Here is a 17799-nt window from a genome sequence, read left to right as displayed (position 1 = left end):
ACCTGCAGAAAGTATACGCGAAATGTATTAAACAAGATGTTAACGCAGACCGGACTGGGCCGGTCTGCGGCGGGCATTATTTCAGATCGTCAACCATCTGGATAGCGCGACCAATATAGTTTGCAGGCGTCATCTGCTTCAGACGGACTTTTTCCTCTTCCGGCAGCGCCAGGCTGTCGATAAAGGCCTGCATGCCGGCGGCATCGACGCGTTTACCGCGCGTCAGCTCCTTCAGCTTTTCATAAGGCTTCTCAATGCCGTAACGGCGCATTACCGTCTGGATCGGTTCTGCCAGCACTTCCCAGTTGTGATCCAGTTCGTCCAGCAGACGATCGCGGTTCACTTCCAGTTTCGAGATGCCTTTCAGCGTCGCCTGATAGGCGATCAGCGCATAACCGACGCCCACGCCGAGGTTACGCAGCACGGTGGAGTCGGTCAGATCGCGCTGCCAGCGTGAGACCGGCAGCTTGCTGGCCAGATGCTGCATTACCGCGTTCGCCAGGCCCAGATTGCCTTCGGAGTTTTCGAAGTCGATCGGGTTCACTTTGTGCGGCATGGTCGACGAGCCAATCTCGCCCGCAATGGTCTTCTGTTTGAAATGGTTCAGCGCTACATAACCCCAGATATCGCGATCGAAATCGATCAGGATGGTGTTAAAGCGGGCGATGCAGTCGAACATTTCGGCAATATAGTCGTGCGGCTCAATCTGCGTGGTGTAAGGGTTCCAGGTGATCCCCAGCGAGGTGACGAAGTTCTCGCTCAGCGCATGCCAGTCCACTTCGGGATAGGCGGCAATGTGGGCGTTGTAATTCCCTACAGCGCCGTTGATTTTGCCCAGCACCTCAATCTGTTTCAGCTGACGTAACTGACGCTCCAGACGGTAAGCGACGTTCGCCATCTCTTTACCCATCGTCGACGGTGTAGCCGGCTGGCCGTGGGTGCGGGAGAGCAGCGGAATGTCACGATATTCGCTGGCAAGATCCTTCACAGCGGTAATCAGCTGCTGCCAGTAAGGCAGGATCACGTCACGACGGGCTGTTTCCAGCATCAGGGCGTGCGACAGGTTGTTGATATCTTCAGAAGTACAGGCGAAGTGGATAAATTCAGAAACAGCATGCAGGGCGGGGACGTCGGCAACTTTCTCTTTCAGGAAATACTCAACCGCTTTGACGTCGTGGTTGGTGGTGCGCTCAATGGTTTTGATGCGCGCGGCATCTTCTTCGGAAAAACCGGCGACAATCGCATCAAGGAAAGCGTTTGCGTCGGCATCAAATGCAGGAACTTCCTTGATCTCTGCGGTCGCGGCCAGTTTTTGTAACCAGCGAACTTCAACCTCAACGCGGAATTTCAGCAAACCGAATTCGCTGAAAATCGCACGCAGCGGGCTGACTTTATCGCCGTAACGACCATCGACAGGTGAGACGGCGGTCAGAGAGGATAATTCCATCAGTGCAACTCCTGAATCATTTAGCAGTGTTTTGCCGCACCGACTTAGTAAGTCAGTGGCAGCCGGGATAAGAGGGTTTTCGCTTCACGCAGCAAACGCTGACGCGAGAACATCAGTTGCAGTCGGCCACCACCGACCTGCTGCCACAATACGGCAGCACGGATACCGGCTAACAGGGTAGCGCGCACTTTACTCTGTACCTGCGTATTCTGCAGTACCGCAGGCGAACCGGTGACCTGAATACGCGGGCCAAGCGGGCTGATCACATCCACATAGATGGCAGCCATCGCGCTGAGAATGGTGTCTGATTCCAGTTCATAATGCGCCAGCTGGCGATCCAGCTGAGTGATGCGCTGGGCCAGCGTCGCCATGGCCGTTTTACTGGCGCTGAGCTTGCGCTCCAGCACCATCATGCTCAGGGTGTAACGCGTCAGCTCTGCACCTGCACCCTGACGACTGCTGCTGTTCAGCACCGCCATCAGCGTTTCAAGTCCGAGGCGCAGGTTGGCTTCATTGTTGCCAAACACCGCCAGCGTTGAGCCAGGATTAAGGTCCAGCACGCTGCGCAGCGATACGGTCAGCGCCTCCGGCTGGCAGTGACCCTGCTGAGCCAGCTGCTGCACCAGATGGGCCGACTGACAGATGCCCGCCAGCGCCAGCGTAATTTCCTGATAATTTTTCGCCACGGTTACTCCTGTTTACGCGTCATCAATGCGGGCTGAGCCCGCTTACTCCGCCACTAACGGCAGACGCTGTTCGATAATACCGCCACCGAGGCAGACCTCACCAAGGTAAAACACCGCAGACTGACCCGGCGTCACTGCTGCAACCGGCTCGTCGAAACGCACCTCAATCCGATCGTCGCCGTGTGGGATAATCTCACAGGGAATATCGGTCTGACGATAGCGGGTTTTCACGGTGCAGCGAAGCGGGGCGGTAATCGGCTGGCGATCAACCCAGTGCAGCTGCTGCGCAATCAGGCCGACGGACATCAGACGCGGATGATCGCCGCCCTGGGCAACAATCAGGCGGTTACGCGCCACATCTTTGTCGACCACATACCAGGGATCATCTTTGCTCTCTTTCAGGCCGCCAATACCCAGGCCTTTACGCTGTCCCAGAGTATGGTACATCAGCCCCTGATGTTCACCGACGATCTGGCCTTCGGTGGTTTCTATTTCGCCAGGCTGAGCCGGGAGATAGCGCGCCAGGAAGTCGCGGAATTTGCGCTCACCGATAAAGCAGATGCCGGTCGAGTCTTTCTTCTTCGCGGTGATAAGGTCGAGCTGTTCGGCAATGCGGCGCACTTCCGGTTTTTCCAGCTCGCCAACCGGGAACAGACTTTGGGCGATCTGCTGGTGGCTCAGGGTATAGAGGAAGTAGCTCTGATCTTTGTTGCCATCCAGACCGCGTAGCAGCTGGCTCTGGCCAGCCACGTCCTGACGACGCACGTAGTGACCGGTGGCGATAAAATCTGCGCCGAGATCCTCAGCCGCGAACTCCAGGAACGCTTTGAATTTGATCTCTTTGTTGCAGAGGATATCGGGGTTGGGCGTTCGGCCCGCTTTGTACTCTTCGAGGAAATGCTCAAAGACGTTATCCCAGTATTCAGCGGCAAAGTTAACTTTGTGCAGCTTCATACCCAGCTTGTCGCACACCGCTTGCGCATCCGCCAGATCGTCCGCGGCGGTACAATACTCCTCGCCATCGTCCTCCTCCCAGTTCTTCATGAACAGGCCTTCAACCTGGTAACCCTGCTGTTGCAGTAACCAGGCGGAAACGGAAGAATCGACGCCGCCGGACATACCGACGATCACTTTTTTCTGGCTGTTGTCAGACATGACACGCTCGCATTACGATAAAAAAACAGGCGGCGCATTCTATCATGCAGAAGGCAGGCGCGCACCCTCGTGAAACGGCCACCGGAACGGGCTGACCAGATGTAGCGGGTAGCGCGTGCCCTGTTGCCACAGGCGTACGCTTTCCGCGACCAGCGGCGAACGCAGGTTAGAGGCAGTGAGAATCTGCGCTGGCGGCAACCACCAGCAGCAATCGATGTCGCTGTCCTGCGGCTGGGTTGGCGCTTTTTCCGCCAGATCCACGCCAAACAGAAAACGCACAAAAGGCGTACTGTCGGGTGCGATCCACTGGTTTATCGCGATGAAATAGTGCATCGGCGTGGCGATGCCGGTCTCTTCATAGAGTTCGCGCTCTGCGGCTTCCAGCAGAGTTTCATCCGCTTCAAGATGCCCGGCGGGCTGGTTCCAGGTGGGGCGACCGTTAATCGTCTCTTCCACCACCAGTAATTCACCTTCGGCCTGAACCAGACAGGCGACAGTAACATGAGGTTTAAACATCACTTCTCCGCAATTGTTAACCTGAGGTTATAAAAAACCGGTTTTCAGAGCGCACTTTCGCTGAGTTCACGCCACGCGCCCGGAGCCAGATCGTCGAGCGAATAACTCCCCATCGCGTACCGGATCAGTCGCAAAGTGGGAAAGCCAATGTGGGCGGTCATCCGGCGAACCTGACGATTACGACCTTCATACAGCGTGATTTTCAGCCACTGCGTCGGGATGTTTTTACGTTCGCGTATAGGTGGCTGACGTGGCCAGAGCCACTCAGGCTCAGCCACTTTTTCTACGCCCGCGGGCAGCGTCAACCCATCTTTCAGATTAACCCCATCCCGTAAAGGCTGCAGATCCGTCTCCTGTGGCTCGCCTTCCACCTGCACATAATAGATCTTACCTGTGCGTTTGCCGGGCTGAGTCAGCGCAGCCTGCAGCGCGCCGTCGTTGGTCAGCACCATCAATCCTTCGCTGTCGCGATCGAGGCGACCTGCGGCATAAACCTCTGCGACGCTGACAAAATCCTTCAGGGTACGTCGGCCCGCTTCATCGGTGAACTGCGGTAACACGTCGAACGGTTTGTTAAACAGAATCACGCGGCGCGGAGCCGCAGGGCGGGCAGGGGAACGCCGCGCATCACGCGTCGGGCGGCTGAATCGTTTATCCTGGTGAATTCGTTGAGAAGTTTTTCGCATGGGCTTTGCAGTCAGAAACATTCGGCGCATTATAACGTGAAATTGCGGTGATTGGCGTGGCGGAAATATTCAAGTAGTATTGACGCGCATCTTACAAATCATTAACAAACGCCCAGGAGAGGTTAATGGAAAGCAAAGTAGTTGTTCCGGCGGAAGGTCAGAAAATCACCCTGAATCAGGGCAAGCTCACAGTGCCAAACAATCCGGTCATTCCTTACATTGAGGGTGACGGTATCGGTGTTGATGTTTCCCCGGTAATGCTGAAAGTCGTCGATGCGGCGGTGAAGAAAGCCTACAACGGCGAGCGTAAGATCTCCTGGATGGAGATTTACACCGGTGAGAAGTCAGTTGAACTCTACGGCCAGGATGTCTGGCTGCCACAGGAAACTCTCGACTTAATCAAAGAATATCGCGTAGCCATTAAAGGCCCACTGACCACCCCGGTCGGCGGCGGTATTCGTTCACTGAACGTGGCCCTGCGTCAGGAGCTTGACCTCTACGTCTGCCTGCGTCCGGTACGTTACTACAAAGGCACGCCAAGCCCGGTTAAACGTCCTGAAGAGACCGACATGGTGATCTTCCGTGAAAACTCCGAAGATATCTATGCCGGTATCGAGTGGAAAGCGGGCTCTGCCGAAGCGGACAAAGTGATCAAGTTCCTGCGCGAAGAGATGGGCGTGAAGAAAATTCGCTTCCCTGAGCAGTGCGGTATCGGCGTTAAGCCGTGTTCAGAAGCGGGCACCAAACGTCTGGTGCGCGCGGCAGTGGAATACACCATCACTAACGATCGTGATTCACTGACCTTGGTTCACAAAGGCAACATCATGAAGTTCACCGAAGGCTCTTTCAAAGACTGGGGATACCAGTTAGTGAAAGAAGAGTTCGGCGGCGAACTGATCGACGGCGGCCCGTGGATGAAATTCAAAAACCCGAACACCGGCAAAGAGATCATCGTTAAAGATGTGATTGCTGATGCGTTCCTGCAACAGATCCTGCTGCGTCCGGCTGAGTATGACGTTATCGCCTGTATGAACCTGAACGGTGACTACATCTCTGACGCTCTGGCAGCGCAGGTTGGCGGTATTGGTATCGCACCAGGCGCCAACATCGGTGACGAGTGTGCGCTGTTCGAAGCGACCCACGGTACAGCACCTAAGTATGCAGGTCAGGATAAAGTGAACCCAGGTTCAATTATTCTGTCCGCAGAAATGATGCTGCGTCACATGGAGTGGTTCGAAGCGGCTGACCTGATTGTTAAAGGTGTTGAAGGCGCTATCGCTAACAAGACCGTGACTTACGATTTCGAACGCCTGATGGATGGCGCTAAACTGCTGAAATGTTCAGAGTTTGGTGACGCGATCATCGAAAATATGTAATCGGCTTTCCGTAACATATAGCCAACACGGATGTAAAAATCGTGTTGGCTTTTTATTTCACGCTTTCTTTCCCCAAAACTCTTCATAAAATCACCTTCACGCAGCAACCAAAATCCAGGCTTTGCCGCGATCATCGTTATAGCGATTACTCATCTAAGCGCTTATTACTTTCGCACCGTGCTGTTTAAGACATTTACTCCGTGAGAGTGCTGCTAAATCATTTCCCGCTGACTGGCATTTTACTCTCTCTGCAAATTGAATTGTCTGATGCCACGGTAAAAGAGTGAGTGAACGCATATCTGTCATCCACTCTGTCACGCCTGATTTGTTAAACGACCCTCTGTTAATCTCTTTCAGTACCAGTTAAGCGCCCGGCATTAAATGTGTCGGGCCACGTTATTTGATCCTTACAGCTGATTCATTTTTGTAACCTGTACCACAAAAAATAGAGTTACGCATGATCCGGTTGCCGCAGACGTGTACGCTTCTGCCGATACAGAGGGAGAGCATTATGGATGATGAAGCGGTAAGTGATGCTATTGCGGCATGTCGCCTGCTATTTGGACAGGCGGTGATGGAAATCGTGGCTGAAAATAAGCCTGTGACTGGTGAAGCCATTTCTGAAAAAATTCATCAAATGTTTACCGGAATCAACCCGGAACCCGTGATGACGCTGGCTATCAGCCTGCTGACAACCCGCGCCGGCTGACCGATCCCGGTCATCAAGCCAGAGACCTCAGGCCGCCATGGGCGTAATGCCAGTCAGTTAAGCGACAGGTGATAACGCAGTCTGGTGCCGCTCAGGGGCTGGCGGTCCTCGCGCCGCTGCGCGGTTCCTTCACTTCATTCGCCTGCCTGACGGACCGCCGGGGATGGCACATCCTGTGCCGCCCCGCCTTTCGCCCGCGTCCTGCGGGCTCTCCTGGCAGACTCATTCTGTTCAGCGCTGCGGATTGCCTGCCCCTGAGCGACCCCGGCCTGCGCTGGCCCGCACTGCGGCTCGCTCGCCCGGAAAAAAGCTGGCACGTTTGACCGTGACAGCTTTTACAAATCTAATCTTAACTGACCAGTATTACGCCATGGGCGGCCTTTTCCTTTTCTGCATGCTGACCCGGCGGGGCCGACGCCGTAAAATAATAATCCGGTTAATAATTCAGGCCTGTCTCTGGCCTGTCGTGCTGGCCTCATATTTTAACAATATCGCAACTATGGAACCAATCTGACACTGCGCTGACTAATTTGCTGACTATACCGTTACGTTACCGTTTTCAGAACGTTAACCGGGCGAGTCTTACTTTTATTCAGCCAGAACGGCGTAGCCTTTGCGCAGAGGATGTCAGACATGCGGGTTTTAATTATTTGTCGGGATAATATTGGCGACACCTTACTGACCACGCCGCTGATCAGTGCGCTGGCGCAGTCGGGGCAGCATCAGGTCGACGTGCTGACTAACAATTACGCTGCGCCAGTGTTGCAGCATAATCCCGATATCCGGCAGCTCTTCTATTACACTAAACTGCATCACCGTGAGGCAGGGCAGGGACGACTGGCCTGTCTCTTACAGCGACTGAAGCTGATGCTGACCCTGAAAAAACAGCGTTACGATGTGGTGATTCTGGCAAAAAGCCGCTGGGATCAGCATGGCCTGAAGTGGGTTAAAACAGTGCGTCCCGCCAGAGTGATTGCCCTGGGCCATCCCCATCCGCTGATTACCGATCTGCTGCCGCCACCCAGCCAGTCGCCGTGTCATATCAGTGAAACCCTGTTTAGCCTGGGGCGGCCTTTCAATCTCAGCGCCACAGCGCCAGGCAAACTGACGCTGCTGCCGGATGCGGCAATCGCGGCCAGCCTGCGTGACAGCTGTGCGATTGATCCCGCTGTTCCGGTCTATGCATTGCAAATCAGCGCCCGCAAGCCGAGCCAGCAGTGGGAAGCCGCGCGGTTTGCCGGGCTGGCTGAAAAAATCGCGGCGCGTCATTCCTGCCAGATAATGCTGCTCTGGTCACCCGGCAGCCGTGATAATCCGCGTCATCCGGGAGATGATGAAAAAGCGCGTGAAATTATGGCGCTCTGCCCGCATCTGCCAATCAAAGCGGTGGCAACCACCAGCCTGCCGCAGTTGATTGCAGCAATGTCGTTGTGTCAGGGGCTGGTGAGCAGTGATGGCGGGGCAATGCACATTGGTGCGGCGCTGGGATTGCCGGTCGTCGCGCTGTTTGGCGACAGCGATCCGGCATGCTGGCACCCGTGGCAGGTTAACTATCAGGTGCTGCAACCGGCGTCACGTGAGGTCAATGCGCTGAGCAGCAGCGAGGTCTATGACGCGTTCGCCCATACCATTACTCAGTAAGCCTCTTCAGGCCAGCGTCCCAGTCTGGCCGCTTCATACAGCATGGCGACCGTCAGTGGACGATAAGGCTGTGCTGTGCCCGCAGTAAACCAGTTTGCCACTGCAAAACGCCGTCGGCGCGGCTCCGGAAAATAGCGGGCGTCATCATACTGTTCTGAACAGACGCCGAAAGTGATAAAAAAATCACTCATCAGAATGGCGAAATCCACCTCACTCAGCGGTAACTGCTGCAGATGAAATCCCGCCCGATCCACTTTACGGAACCAGCCCAGTGCGGTTGGCTGATTGTGGTGCTCAATCAGCGCAATGATGGATTGAGAAAGGTCGTTCATTACCCCACCAGTTTCGCCACGGCCTGCCCGACCTCATCGGCCTTGATCGTTGCCATCGGATGCTGTGAGGCGGTTTTATCCGGGCGGTGAATAATGATGTGCCGATCGCTGTCCTGGCAGGGACCGGTATAACGCGGATTGGCGGTCGAGAACAGGCTGACCGTCGGCGTTTGCGCGGCCACGGCGATGTGCAGTGGACCGGTGTCCCCGGTAACCAGCACATCCAGCGTGCGAATCAGGCTAATCAGGCCGCTGAGATTCGTTTTACCCGCCATCGGGGTCACACACTTACGGTAGTGCAGGGGCAGGCTTTCAATAAATTCCTGCTCAAGAGGCTGCTCAGCGGCGGTGCCGGTAACGATAATTTCCGTGTCAGGCCAGCGTTCAAGCAAGGCTGTCGCCAGCTGGCTGAAGGAGGCCAGCGGCCAGCGGCGAATATCTTTTGATGCCCCTAACTGAAAACCGATACGGCGATGGTCAGCCTTTGCAGTCGGACTGTTGTTCAGTGCCGGAAGGTGCATCCGGGTTTGCTCTGTCTCTGCGCCCAGGACTTCAATCAGTTTCAGCTTACGCTTGATGGTATGGTCGTCAAAATAGCCTGAATAGTGATCGAGATATTTATTTAGCAGAGGCGACTCGCGGCCGTAATGATCGCGCACAATTACCTTACTGCCGGTCAGTACCGAGCTCATAATATCGTAGGGGAAATGGGCGTGTAATATTACTGACAGGTCAGGTTTCTGACGGCGCAGTTTGAAAAAAAGCGGCAGGAAATTCGCCAGTTTGTTATCCCAGATATAGATCTTATCAAACCAGTTATAACGGCTGACGAGATCCTTATTTTTCTTGCTGGAAACCAGAATAAACTTGCTGGCGGGAAAGCGATTTTTCAGGCTCCAGATAGCCGGCGTATTCATCAGAAAGTCGCCCAGTGCCGTGGTGGAGTAAATCACCACTGTTTGTGGGGCCAGGTCGTGCAAGGCCTGTGGTTTTGTTCTGCTGGAAAATCGAGAATAGAGCGTTAAAAGTCGCTCTATCAGATAAATCTTTTTTTTCTTCACGTCTGAATTCTCTTAAACGTATCAATAATATTTAACAAAAGGTGTTGTGAGTTATTAGAGAATATTTCTGCGACTAAAGTTCATTATTAAGGTTTATTTTTTCGCTGCCGTAGAAATTTCGTTTAAATTGTTTCCACAATTTTAATGTTGTTTATTCTGGGTATATATACAGAATTGTGTAAAAGAAGTAAGAGATTATTAAAAAGAGATGGGATGATTCTTATAAAAAGGAAAGTATGGAAAATATTCTGATTCCGGCCATAACTAATAGCAGGTTAATTATTAGCGGAATTATTCTATGGTTTCTATCTATTAAAAAACATGCGATAAAACAAACCCCGGCACGTGTGCCGGGGCAGGGTATTACGACTGTGGCTGGCCCACCGGGCCTGAACCCAGCGTACCGCCCGGTGACGACTGACCGCTTGGTGCATGAGGGCGGCCATCATCTTTAATTGCGTCGCTCTTCTGCGAGCAGCCCGCCAGAGAGGTTAAGGTCGCTGCAACCAGCAGCAGGGCAGGAATTGTTTTCATAAGGTCACCTTGATGTTGTCAGAAAGAGACGAAACCAGACTAAGCATAGATACTTACCGCACTCTGGCCTGAAAAGGCTTATCTTTCAGATGTTTCTCAGCCGGCGGAAGGCGGCCTGGCAAAAAAAAACGGAAGCCAGTGGCTCCCGTTCTGTTGACGTTCAGCGCGATTACTTGCGGCCCAGCAGGAAGCCGATAAATACGCCAACGCCTGCAGCAACGGCCAGACCTGCAACAGGATTGGATTGAACCTGATCCTTGATACAGTCAGCAGCATCGCGGGCAGCATAGCTTGCCTGATTGGTGTAACGGCGTGCTGCGCCTTTAGCCTGATGCTCAGATGAACCGGTTGCTGCACCCCATTGTTCCTGAACTGCGCCAGCGGCTTCTTTTACTTTATCTTCGATTTTTCCTGACATTTATTGCTCCTTGGTTTTGAGTGAGACCCTCAAAGCGTAGCAAAGATAGTGAATTCTGCTCCTCCAGCGGAGGAAAATGGGCTAAAAAATCATTTCTGGCTGTTAATGGCGCTGCGTTTGCGGGTAAGGGATTTACTGTCTAGCCTTTGGAAAGAGAGGCGCACTCAGGCGCTGCCACAGCCATAGCCAAAGCTACAGCCGGAGGATAAGCAATGAAACGTGATGCACTGAATGATGACGACTATGACGAAGTCTGCCGGGTCATTGGCGATGCGGTCATTGTGCTTTCGGAGCGCGGCCATGACACCCGCCGTGGCGAAATCTACGACCTGCTTAAACGTATACGTCAGCAGCGGGCCCACAGTGAACGGGATGAGCAGCGGATGCTGGATCATGCTATCCGGCTGATTAAGCCTGAGGTATAGCATAGTGCGGAAAGGCTGCGCTACTGCAGCAGCACGCCCTGAATCAGACTGGCCTCAACAATCGTAACCTCATTAATTTTCAGCGCCTGCATATAACCTTCAACCAGTAAGAGATTGCTGACATCAGTGGCCCGGTAGTCGCCCGGGAGTTCACTGTCGCCTTTCCAGACCTGCTGCTGCGACAGCTGACTTAATGTCGTCAGGCTGTAGCGATGGGGTTTGCCCGGTAACTGATTGCGGATTGAAAAACCATGGACGCCGCCGATGCCAATGACCCGACGGCTCGCCAGATCCTGTTTAATCTGCGGGCTGACCTCATTAGCGGCATAAAATTGCACAAAGCGCAGTACCGACTGCCGCCAGGAGCCAATCGGATTAGGGGATTTGGCCTCCGGGCTGTTCTTCAGCACCGTCAGAATAAAGTTTTTCAGCGTCACCGAGGCCAGTTTGCCCTGATAGATATCTGCAACCGGCTGACCCGCCTGCTGTCGCCAGGCAGTCATCTGCATCGATCCCCCACCAATATCCCAGACCAGCAGTTGCTCATCACGGATCGCCGGATCGTTAAGCGCGGCTTTAGCAGAGAGGAAACCGAGTTTCGCTTCCTGCTGCTGCGAGATGATGCTGATTTGCGCACCGGTCTGGCGCTGCAACTGATCGATGACCGCCTGTCCGTTGCTGGCGTTGCGGAACACCGCGGTGGCAACGCCGCTGATCCGCTGTGGATGAAAGCGCCGTGCCTGCGTTAAAAGCTGCTGCAGGGCGGCGGCACCTTCATGAGTCATTGCCGGGCTGAGCTGATTATCTGTTGAATGCGCTAAGGCCTCGTTCCATGCCACGGCGCGCTGATCCTGATACAGCATCTTTTCGATGCGCAGCTGGCAGACATTGACACGGGCTACCGCAATTTTGGTGGTGCCGGAACCGATATCCAGACCGGCGCGAATTTGCTGGCAACGATCGGCCTGGACAGCAGCGGCAAAAAACAGTGAGCAGAACAGCGTGACAGCAGACAGCGCAGCAGAACGCATAGCGACTCCGGGTGCAATGAGGATCAGAGTGAACGGGCGGCGACGCAGGCCGGATAGACGCTCACCAGGAAGTGACGCAGATGATCAAAACACCATTCGGCGTCATCCGCCTGCGGGCAATAGAACTGAATAGTGATCTTTTCATAATCGCGCTGACGCTGGCGCAGCGGCGACCAGCTCCAGTCGAGTACCGAGCGGGCATAATTGACCAGCGTCTCCGCGGGCATCTGATGTTGCTGCTCCTGCCCGGTCAGGTAGCGATAAAAGCTCGCTTCCAGCTGCAGCGCCTCCTCAAAGCCGTGTTGCGGCAGGTCGGGACGAAAAGCCACATCGATAAAGCCACAGACCGCATCTGCCTGCTGCTGCCAGTCGCAGGCCAGGGTCATAAACAGCCCCTCCTGCAGATTGATCTCCTCGACCAGCCGCCGCAGATTCACTGAATGGTTCAGCACCGCGATCTCCTCAAGGCGACCGGTTTCCAGCGTCAGATCAAAGCCACAGGGATTCACGGAGCCATCCGCATTGCGGGTGGCGGGGAAGGGGAAGTCGATATAACCGTTGTTATCCAGACGCTTTTCCATCGGGGAGACCTGCTGCTTGACGTTTCCTGACAATAAACCATCTGGCAGCAGGATTCATCCCTTATGGACAGGTCCAGGTGATTTGGGTGTCCTGGTAAGGGTTGATCAGGCGGAACTGCTTATCTGACAGGCGCTGCGCGTAATAGCCCTCAGGCGTGACGGCGGAGGGAACATATTTAAAGCGATCCAGCGACTGCAGCGGGCCACTCTTAACGCTGACCTTATCCCGGGTCACGGTGAAGCTATTAACCAGATCAAAAATCACGCCCTGGGTATGCCCCATCGACTGACCATAAATTGTCGAGACCTCACCCGGACATTCCACCCCTTTCGGGCCAGATGAACATCCAGTCACCATCGCGATGAGGATAAAAATGCTGAGACGCATCATGATTTTCTACCTGCTTCAATCCCTGGGAGTTTCGTGGCGCAGAGTCTATCCTGCTGCGTCACTGATTACTTAATCATAGCAGTTTACGCTGCGCTTCCTGTTTGTGATTTGTTTAATCGTTAAGCAACAGGAATGTAAAAGGGTGACTTTGCTTATCAATAAACGTTATTCTTGGCTCCTTTGCGCACCACTTAGGCAAATTCAGGGATAAATGATGAACGAAGAAGAAGCAAGTCTAATGATTATTCGCCATGCGATTGACCAGTTAGAAGCCGATAAGAAGCAACAGGTGATCGCTTGTTCAGCGGATATACGTGCAGCAATGCAGGCTTATGATAGCGAGAATGCCGGGCTGGCACTGATGTTAGTGGCCGCCGAGGTAGCAGCCGAATAATCATATCCGGTCAGTGTGGCAGCCTGTTACGCTGGCCGGATTACTTTATTTTTTCTCAACTTTCAGATTTCTTCGCACGCCGATTCTATCTTTCAATGGTCTTGCTGCGGGTTGCCCCGCGTCCCTTCTCCGTCCTGTGATGTGTTAAGCTAAAAAACCTCAATAAAATCAGCGGAGATACAGCATGAAGGCAGCGTTAATTGCCCTGGGCCTGCTGGCCTGTCACATCGCACCCGCCTGGAGCGAGACGGAATTTCAGCTTAACTGTCCCGGCCGGACAACCATGACCGTTTCGCGTGCCGAATATGGGTTAACCACGTTAATGTGGCCGCCGGGGCATTTCCAGATTGCCGCCGGTCAGCAGCGTACCCGTTTAGAGGCGGGTGATAAGGTGGCGATTACCCGCTTTCGCAATGGCGATCAGCTGATTGTGAACCAGCGCAGCCAGGCGACCTTTTTTGTCTACCGCGACAGCGATAAACTGCTGCCCTGCAGCCGCAGCGAAAAACGCGATGTTGATGCGTTGAGCCTGGAGCGCTACGACGATCGTCAGCACTCCGACACTTAACCCAGGGAGCCACTATGCAACCCGAGATTACCGATAAGGTCACAACGCAGGATCTGGATGAAGTCAGGCTGGGTCTGACTGCGTTCAACAGCAAATATATTAATATTGATGAGATCAGATCGATCGGCGTGTTTATTCGTGATGACCAGGGCAGAAAGCTGGCCGGACTGACCGGATCAACCGCCGGAAACTGGCTGCGGATCGATATGCTGTGGGTGAGTGAGGCGCTACGCGGGCAGGGGGCGGGCAGTAAGATGATGCAGGCGGCAGAGCAGGAGGCGCGGGATCGCGGCTGCCGCTTTGCCCAGGTGGATACCGCCAGTTTTCAGGCGCGACCGTTTTATGAAAAGCTCGGCTATACGCTGCGCTTCAGCCTGGATAACTATCCACGGCATCATCAGCGCCACTATCTGACGAAAGCCCTGTAATCAGAATAATGGTTGCTGACGCAAATCCAGCGGATGCTGTTCTGCTTCATCAATCGCGGCCAGCCAGCTCTGCAGCGTAACTTTTTTCCAGGAGAGATGCCCGCGCGTGGTACTCATCAGCACCACGTCGGGACGCAGGGAGCGGTAAAATTCCAGCGTCTGGCTCAGCTCAGCCGGATTACTGTCCGGCACCAGCACCGTGATCCAGCGGTCATGCGAACGCGTCACGGTATCGCCAACAAACAGATAGGTCAGCCCCAGCGGCGAGGTGTAGAGATAGCTGCAACTGCCCGGTGTGTGTCCTGGCGTTGGCAGCAGATGGAAATCCCCGAAGTGCGTCTCCTGCTGCGAAAAGGTGTCATCAGGCTCAGCAAAACGGCTGATGGGGCCCAGCGATCGGCTATGGCAGTAAAGTGCGCTGCTGAAGCGCTGCTGGATCAGCGCCGCACCGGGCGCGGATTCATGCCAGTGGGTGAGGTAGTGGCGGATCACGCCGCCGGTATCGGCCATGACTTCATGATCGAGCGGATTTTCTACGCGGCCAATCAACAGATTGCCGCGAGGGTGACGCAGCATAAAGCCATGCATCATCAGGTCATTAACGGCATCTTCCACCGGAAATTCCGGGGTTGAGATCCACAAATCGTCATACAACGGCTTCAATGTCGATCTCCTGAAACAAACGCTATTCCCGCAGGACGGGATGCCCGGTCGCCTGCAAACGGGCGTGGCCCTGGCTGACCGCTAATCGTGCGCTGGCACCCAAAGGCAGTGTTACGGTGTCAGCGGCATGACCAAAATCTAATCCACAAATCAGCGGCAGACCGGTGGTGTCACGCAGTCGCTGCCAGACGGTGCTGAAGTCAAACCCGTTGTCATATTCTGTCAGGGCTGTACTGGTGAAGCTGCCGGTAACGATCGCCCGCTGTCGCGCCAGAATGCCGCTCTGCTGCAGCTGAATCAGCATGCGTTCAATGCGGAACGGATGCTCATTCACATCCTCAATCACCAGAATGCCGTTCTCAAACTGCGGCATCCACGGCGTGCCAATCAGTGAGCAGATCATCGCCAGATTCCCGCCCCACAGCGTACCCTGCCATTCACCCTCGTCAGGCGTTTCGCTTTGCCATGTCACCTCTACTGTAGGTGAAGTCAGTGCCTGCCAGAAGTGGTGAAGGGTAAATTCAGATAAGGTCGCGGCGCCGAAGTTACCGGCCAGCATCGGTGCGCTGAAGGTAATCAGGCCGACCTGCGCCAGCAGCGCCAGCTGAATCGCGGTGAAGTCGCTGTGGCCGCACAGCGCCAGCGGCTGATTCAGCAGACGGCGTTGCAGGCCGATGTAGTCGATGGACTCCAGTAACCGGCTGGCACCATAACCGCCACGCACCGCCAGCACCACATCGGGCAGCGTGCTGAGACTGGCAAGCTGGTTGATATCCGCCAGGCGCTCTGCGTCCGTACCGGCGAAGCGCTGAAAACGGCGGGTGATCACCTGCTCGTTCTCTACCTGGTGGCCGGCCGCGCGCAGTCGTGCAATGCCCTGCAGCGCCGCAGGCTGATTGTGACAGTAACCGGAGGGGGAGATAAGACGAACTGAACGTGAAATCATCATACTTTCCTGCTGTTAGCGCCTGACTGACGGCGATGATGGCGAAAAGCGCCGCTGAAGTCACGGTACGCGCCGCATTTTCATGCATTTAGGATAAACGGTAATTTTGCTCTCAGGCTGCCTGGGTATGATAGCATTCGCCACAACAGCTACGAGATGAAAAATTGCTGAAAATCCGACACCTTATACTCTCAGCGTTACTCCTGACCGGCTGTGCCAGCGAGCCACCGCACCATGCCGTTAAGCAGCGCAACACGCCATTAACTCAGGCACCGCCGTCCAGCGTCAATGGCACCTGGGCGATGTTTACCGAAGATGCCGCCAGTCATTATGGCGTTGATGAGAAGTTGATCAGCGCCATTATCAGTGTCGAGTCGGGTGGAAATCCGGGCGTGGTGAGCCGTTCAAATGCGGTGGGGCTGATGCAGATTAAAGCTTCGACCGCCGGGCGCGAAGTCTATCGCACGCTGGGCCGTCGTGGTCAGCCGTCGAATGCCGAGTTGCGCGATCCGGCCAAAAATATTGATATCGGCACCGCCTATATCCGCATTCTGCAGAACTCCGCGCTGTCGGGCATCCGCGATCCGCTGACCCTGCGCTATGCCACCATCGTCTCTTATGCCAACGGCGCAGGGGCGTTACTGCGGACTTTCTCCAGCGATCGCGATCGGGCCATTGCGATGATCAATGCGATGTCACCGGATGAGTTCTATCAGCATGTGCAGAACAAGCATCCGGCGGCGCAGGCCCCGCGCTATCTGTGGAAAGTCACCACGGCTTACCGCACTATCTGACCGGTTGTGATGAATCCTGCGGCGTGAGCAGTAGCCGCGCCGTGGGATAGTCGATGATCAGCACCTTGATGTAGCCGCCCAGCAGCGCACCGCGAATCGCCTGGGCTTTCTCTCTTCCGCCTGCCAGCCCGACCACCTGTGGACACTGTTTTACCTGCGCCAGCTCCATACCAATCACCGGATCTTCTTCTGCTTTCAGCACCGGCTGTCCGCAGGCGTCGAAATAGTGCAGACAGATATCGCCTACCGCGCCGCGCGCCGCCAGCGTTTGCAGCATCCTGCCATCGTAGTAGTTGCCCGAATTACGTAACAGCGCCGACGGCTCCAGATCGCCAATGCCGACAATCGCCAGGTCGACCTGCTCAAATTTACTCAGCACCTCGGCGACCTCTGCGTTGGCAGAGAGCCGCTGGCGATCGCTGACCGAATGCTCAATCGACTGGGACGGCAGCAGCCAGGCGGGGCAGTTCAGCAGCGCCGCCAGATTTTGCGTCAGAATCGTGGCCTGCACATTGCCGTTAGCCCCGACGCCACCCAGCAGCTGGATCACCCCTTTGCAGGCGCTGTTGAGCGGATGCAGCGCATCCACCATCGCCCGGATCGTGCCGCTCCATGACGAAATACCAATCAGCTCATCGTTTCGCAGTCGGGTCTCCAGATAGTGAGCGGCCGCTGATCCAATCGCCTGCTTAATCTGCAGCGACGACGCCTGGTCCGGCACATCCACCACAATCGCCTGCGGCAGGTTATAGGTCTGCTCAATGGCCTTTTCCAGCTCAGGGTAGACGTTGGCTGGTGGCACCACGCTGATCTTGACCACACCTTCTTTCACGCTGCGATTAAGAATGCGTGAGACAAACGACTGCGATAAGGTCAGTGACTGCGCAATCTCTGACTGCTTCAACCCTTCGACATAGTAAAGGGTGGCAATTTTCACCATCAGTCGCTGTTCATCCTGTTTTGCCATCGGTTTTTCCCTCTCTGATTCTGCCCGGTATTGTTAACCAGGATGATCAA

Annotated in this window: 23 protein-coding genes; 8 read left to right on the top strand and 15 right to left on the bottom strand. The window is 54.9% G+C overall.

The features are described 5' to 3' along the window. Positions 1 to 76 precede the first annotated feature (76 nt). The 5 genes from purB to rluE are packed head-to-tail and all read right to left on the bottom strand — an operon-like array spanning position 77 to position 4511. Positions 77 to 1447: an adenylosuccinate lyase gene (purB, locus tag ACVKSX_RS05495; protein WP_010246268.1), complete on the bottom strand. Its 1371-nt coding sequence runs from the start codon at positions 1445 to 1447 to the stop codon at positions 77 to 79. Between the two features lie 44 nt (positions 1448 to 1491). Continuing rightward, complete coding sequence (hflD, locus tag ACVKSX_RS05490; RefSeq protein WP_010246266.1) at positions 1492 to 2133, bottom strand: high frequency lysogenization protein HflD; 642 nt, start codon at positions 2131 to 2133, stop codon at positions 1492 to 1494. 42 nt (positions 2134 to 2175) lie between these two features. Further along, positions 2176 to 3288, bottom strand: coding sequence for a tRNA 2-thiouridine(34) synthase MnmA (gene mnmA / locus ACVKSX_RS05485; protein ID WP_010669869.1), 1113 nt, complete (start codon positions 3286 to 3288; stop codon positions 2176 to 2178). A gap of 42 nt (positions 3289 to 3330) precedes the next feature. After that, positions 3331 to 3804, bottom strand: a complete 474-nt coding sequence (locus ACVKSX_RS05480; RefSeq protein WP_010246262.1) for an NUDIX domain-containing protein — start codon at positions 3802 to 3804, stop codon at positions 3331 to 3333. 44 nt (positions 3805 to 3848) lie between these two features. After that, positions 3849 to 4511, bottom strand: coding sequence for a 23S rRNA pseudouridine(2457) synthase RluE (gene rluE / locus ACVKSX_RS05475; protein WP_031293006.1), 663 nt, complete (start codon positions 4509 to 4511; stop codon positions 3849 to 3851). Positions 4512 to 4615: 104 nt separating this feature from the next. On the opposite strand from rluE, the gene icd reads away from it, so the two are divergent. From icd to ACVKSX_RS05460, 3 genes are all read left to right on the top strand, one after another. Next, on the top strand, positions 4616 to 5866 hold the full coding sequence (icd, locus tag ACVKSX_RS05470) for an NADP-dependent isocitrate dehydrogenase (protein WP_010246256.1): 1251 nt from the start codon (positions 4616 to 4618) through the stop codon (positions 5864 to 5866). Between the two features lie 511 nt (positions 5867 to 6377). After that, positions 6378 to 6575 carry a hypothetical protein gene (locus ACVKSX_RS05465; protein WP_064691162.1) on the top strand — a complete coding sequence of 66 codons (198 nt, stop codon included), beginning with the start codon at positions 6378 to 6380 and terminating at the stop codon, positions 6573 to 6575. Between the two features lie 633 nt (positions 6576 to 7208). After that, complete coding sequence (locus ACVKSX_RS05460) at positions 7209 to 8216, top strand: glycosyltransferase family 9 protein (protein ID WP_010246246.1); 1008 nt, start codon at positions 7209 to 7211, stop codon at positions 8214 to 8216. Here the strand turns inward: ACVKSX_RS05460 and ACVKSX_RS05455 are convergent. The 4 genes from ACVKSX_RS05455 to ACVKSX_RS05440 all read right to left on the bottom strand — a co-directional run bounded on the left by ACVKSX_RS05455 (position 8210) and on the right by ACVKSX_RS05440 (position 10561). Continuing rightward, the gene (locus ACVKSX_RS05455; protein WP_061704069.1) at positions 8210 to 8548 is read right to left on the bottom strand and encodes a DUF1493 family protein; all 339 of its coding nucleotides are present in this window, start codon (positions 8546 to 8548) and stop codon (positions 8210 to 8212) included. The two genes, ACVKSX_RS05460 and ACVKSX_RS05455, sit on opposite strands and share 7 nt — an antisense overlap. Beyond that, positions 8548 to 9609: a glycosyltransferase family 9 protein gene (locus ACVKSX_RS05450; protein ID WP_354438472.1), complete on the bottom strand. Its 1062-nt coding sequence runs from the start codon at positions 9607 to 9609 to the stop codon at positions 8548 to 8550. Before ACVKSX_RS05450 ends, ACVKSX_RS05455 begins: the two co-directional genes overlap by 1 nt. Positions 9610 to 9972: 363 nt before the next feature. Next, the gene (locus ACVKSX_RS05445; RefSeq protein ID WP_010246238.1) at positions 9973 to 10143 is read right to left on the bottom strand and encodes a hypothetical protein; all 171 of its coding nucleotides are present in this window, start codon (positions 10141 to 10143) and stop codon (positions 9973 to 9975) included. A gap of 169 nt (positions 10144 to 10312) precedes the next feature. Beyond that, a complete protein-coding gene (locus tag ACVKSX_RS05440; protein ID WP_010246235.1) occupies positions 10313 to 10561 on the bottom strand; it encodes a DUF883 family protein in 249 nt (82 codons plus the stop codon). A 212-nt stretch (positions 10562 to 10773) separates the two neighbouring features. Between ACVKSX_RS05440 and ACVKSX_RS05435 the strand changes: the two genes are divergently transcribed. Beyond that, on the top strand, positions 10774 to 10986 hold the full coding sequence (locus ACVKSX_RS05435) for a DUF2767 family protein (RefSeq protein WP_010246232.1): 213 nt from the start codon (positions 10774 to 10776) through the stop codon (positions 10984 to 10986). Positions 10987 to 11006: 20 nt separating this feature from the next. Here the strand turns inward: ACVKSX_RS05435 and ACVKSX_RS05430 are convergent, their stop codons facing one another. From ACVKSX_RS05430 to ACVKSX_RS05420, 3 genes are all read right to left on the bottom strand, one after another. After that, positions 11007 to 12017 (bottom strand): Ppx/GppA phosphatase family protein, encoded by a 1011-nt coding sequence (locus ACVKSX_RS05430; RefSeq protein WP_033766963.1) that lies wholly within the window; start codon positions 12015 to 12017, stop codon positions 11007 to 11009. A 23-nt stretch (positions 12018 to 12040) separates the two neighbouring features. Further along, a complete protein-coding gene (locus ACVKSX_RS05425; protein ID WP_158131792.1) occupies positions 12041 to 12598 on the bottom strand; it encodes a hypothetical protein in 558 nt (185 codons plus the stop codon). Between the two features lie 61 nt (positions 12599 to 12659). Next, complete coding sequence (locus ACVKSX_RS05420; RefSeq protein ID WP_010246223.1) at positions 12660 to 12989, bottom strand: hypothetical protein; 330 nt, start codon at positions 12987 to 12989, stop codon at positions 12660 to 12662. Between the two features lie 214 nt (positions 12990 to 13203). On the opposite strand from ACVKSX_RS05420, the gene ACVKSX_RS05415 reads away from it, so the two are divergent. The 3 genes from ACVKSX_RS05415 to ACVKSX_RS05405 all read left to right on the top strand — a co-directional run bounded on the left by ACVKSX_RS05415 (position 13204) and on the right by ACVKSX_RS05405 (position 14379). Beyond that, on the top strand, positions 13204 to 13383 hold the full coding sequence (locus ACVKSX_RS05415; RefSeq protein ID WP_010246220.1) for a hypothetical protein: 180 nt from the start codon (positions 13204 to 13206) through the stop codon (positions 13381 to 13383). Between the two features lie 184 nt (positions 13384 to 13567). Continuing rightward, positions 13568 to 13951, top strand: a complete 384-nt coding sequence (locus ACVKSX_RS05410) for a hypothetical protein (protein ID WP_010246217.1) — start codon at positions 13568 to 13570, stop codon at positions 13949 to 13951. 14 nt (positions 13952 to 13965) lie between these two features. After that, positions 13966 to 14379, top strand: coding sequence for a GNAT family N-acetyltransferase (locus tag ACVKSX_RS05405; protein ID WP_207253970.1), 414 nt, complete (start codon positions 13966 to 13968; stop codon positions 14377 to 14379). On the opposite strand, the gene ACVKSX_RS05400 is transcribed toward ACVKSX_RS05405, so the two are convergent. Beyond that, positions 14380 to 15042: an MBL fold metallo-hydrolase gene (locus ACVKSX_RS05400; RefSeq protein ID WP_010246210.1), complete on the bottom strand. Its 663-nt coding sequence runs from the start codon at positions 15040 to 15042 to the stop codon at positions 14380 to 14382. 22 nt (positions 15043 to 15064) lie between these two features. Next, on the bottom strand, positions 15065 to 15988 hold the full coding sequence (gene ldcA, locus ACVKSX_RS05395; RefSeq protein ID WP_010669878.1) for a muramoyltetrapeptide carboxypeptidase: 924 nt from the start codon (positions 15986 to 15988) through the stop codon (positions 15065 to 15067). 164 nt (positions 15989 to 16152) lie between these two features. Between ldcA and emtA the strand changes: the two genes are divergently transcribed. Beyond that, positions 16153 to 16782 (top strand): membrane-bound lytic murein transglycosylase EmtA, encoded by a 630-nt coding sequence (gene emtA, locus ACVKSX_RS05390; RefSeq protein WP_010246204.1) that lies wholly within the window; start codon positions 16153 to 16155, stop codon positions 16780 to 16782. Here the strand turns inward: emtA and ACVKSX_RS05385 are convergent. Next, the gene (locus ACVKSX_RS05385; RefSeq protein WP_010246202.1) at positions 16775 to 17749 is read right to left on the bottom strand and encodes a sugar-binding transcriptional regulator; all 975 of its coding nucleotides are present in this window, start codon (positions 17747 to 17749) and stop codon (positions 16775 to 16777) included. The genes emtA and ACVKSX_RS05385 overlap by 8 nt on opposite strands. Positions 17750 to 17799: the final 50 nt, after the last annotated feature.

The sequence above is a fragment of the Pantoea sp. PvP021 genome (assembly GCF_054056055.1).
This window is presented reverse-complemented; position numbering and strand designations above follow the sequence as displayed.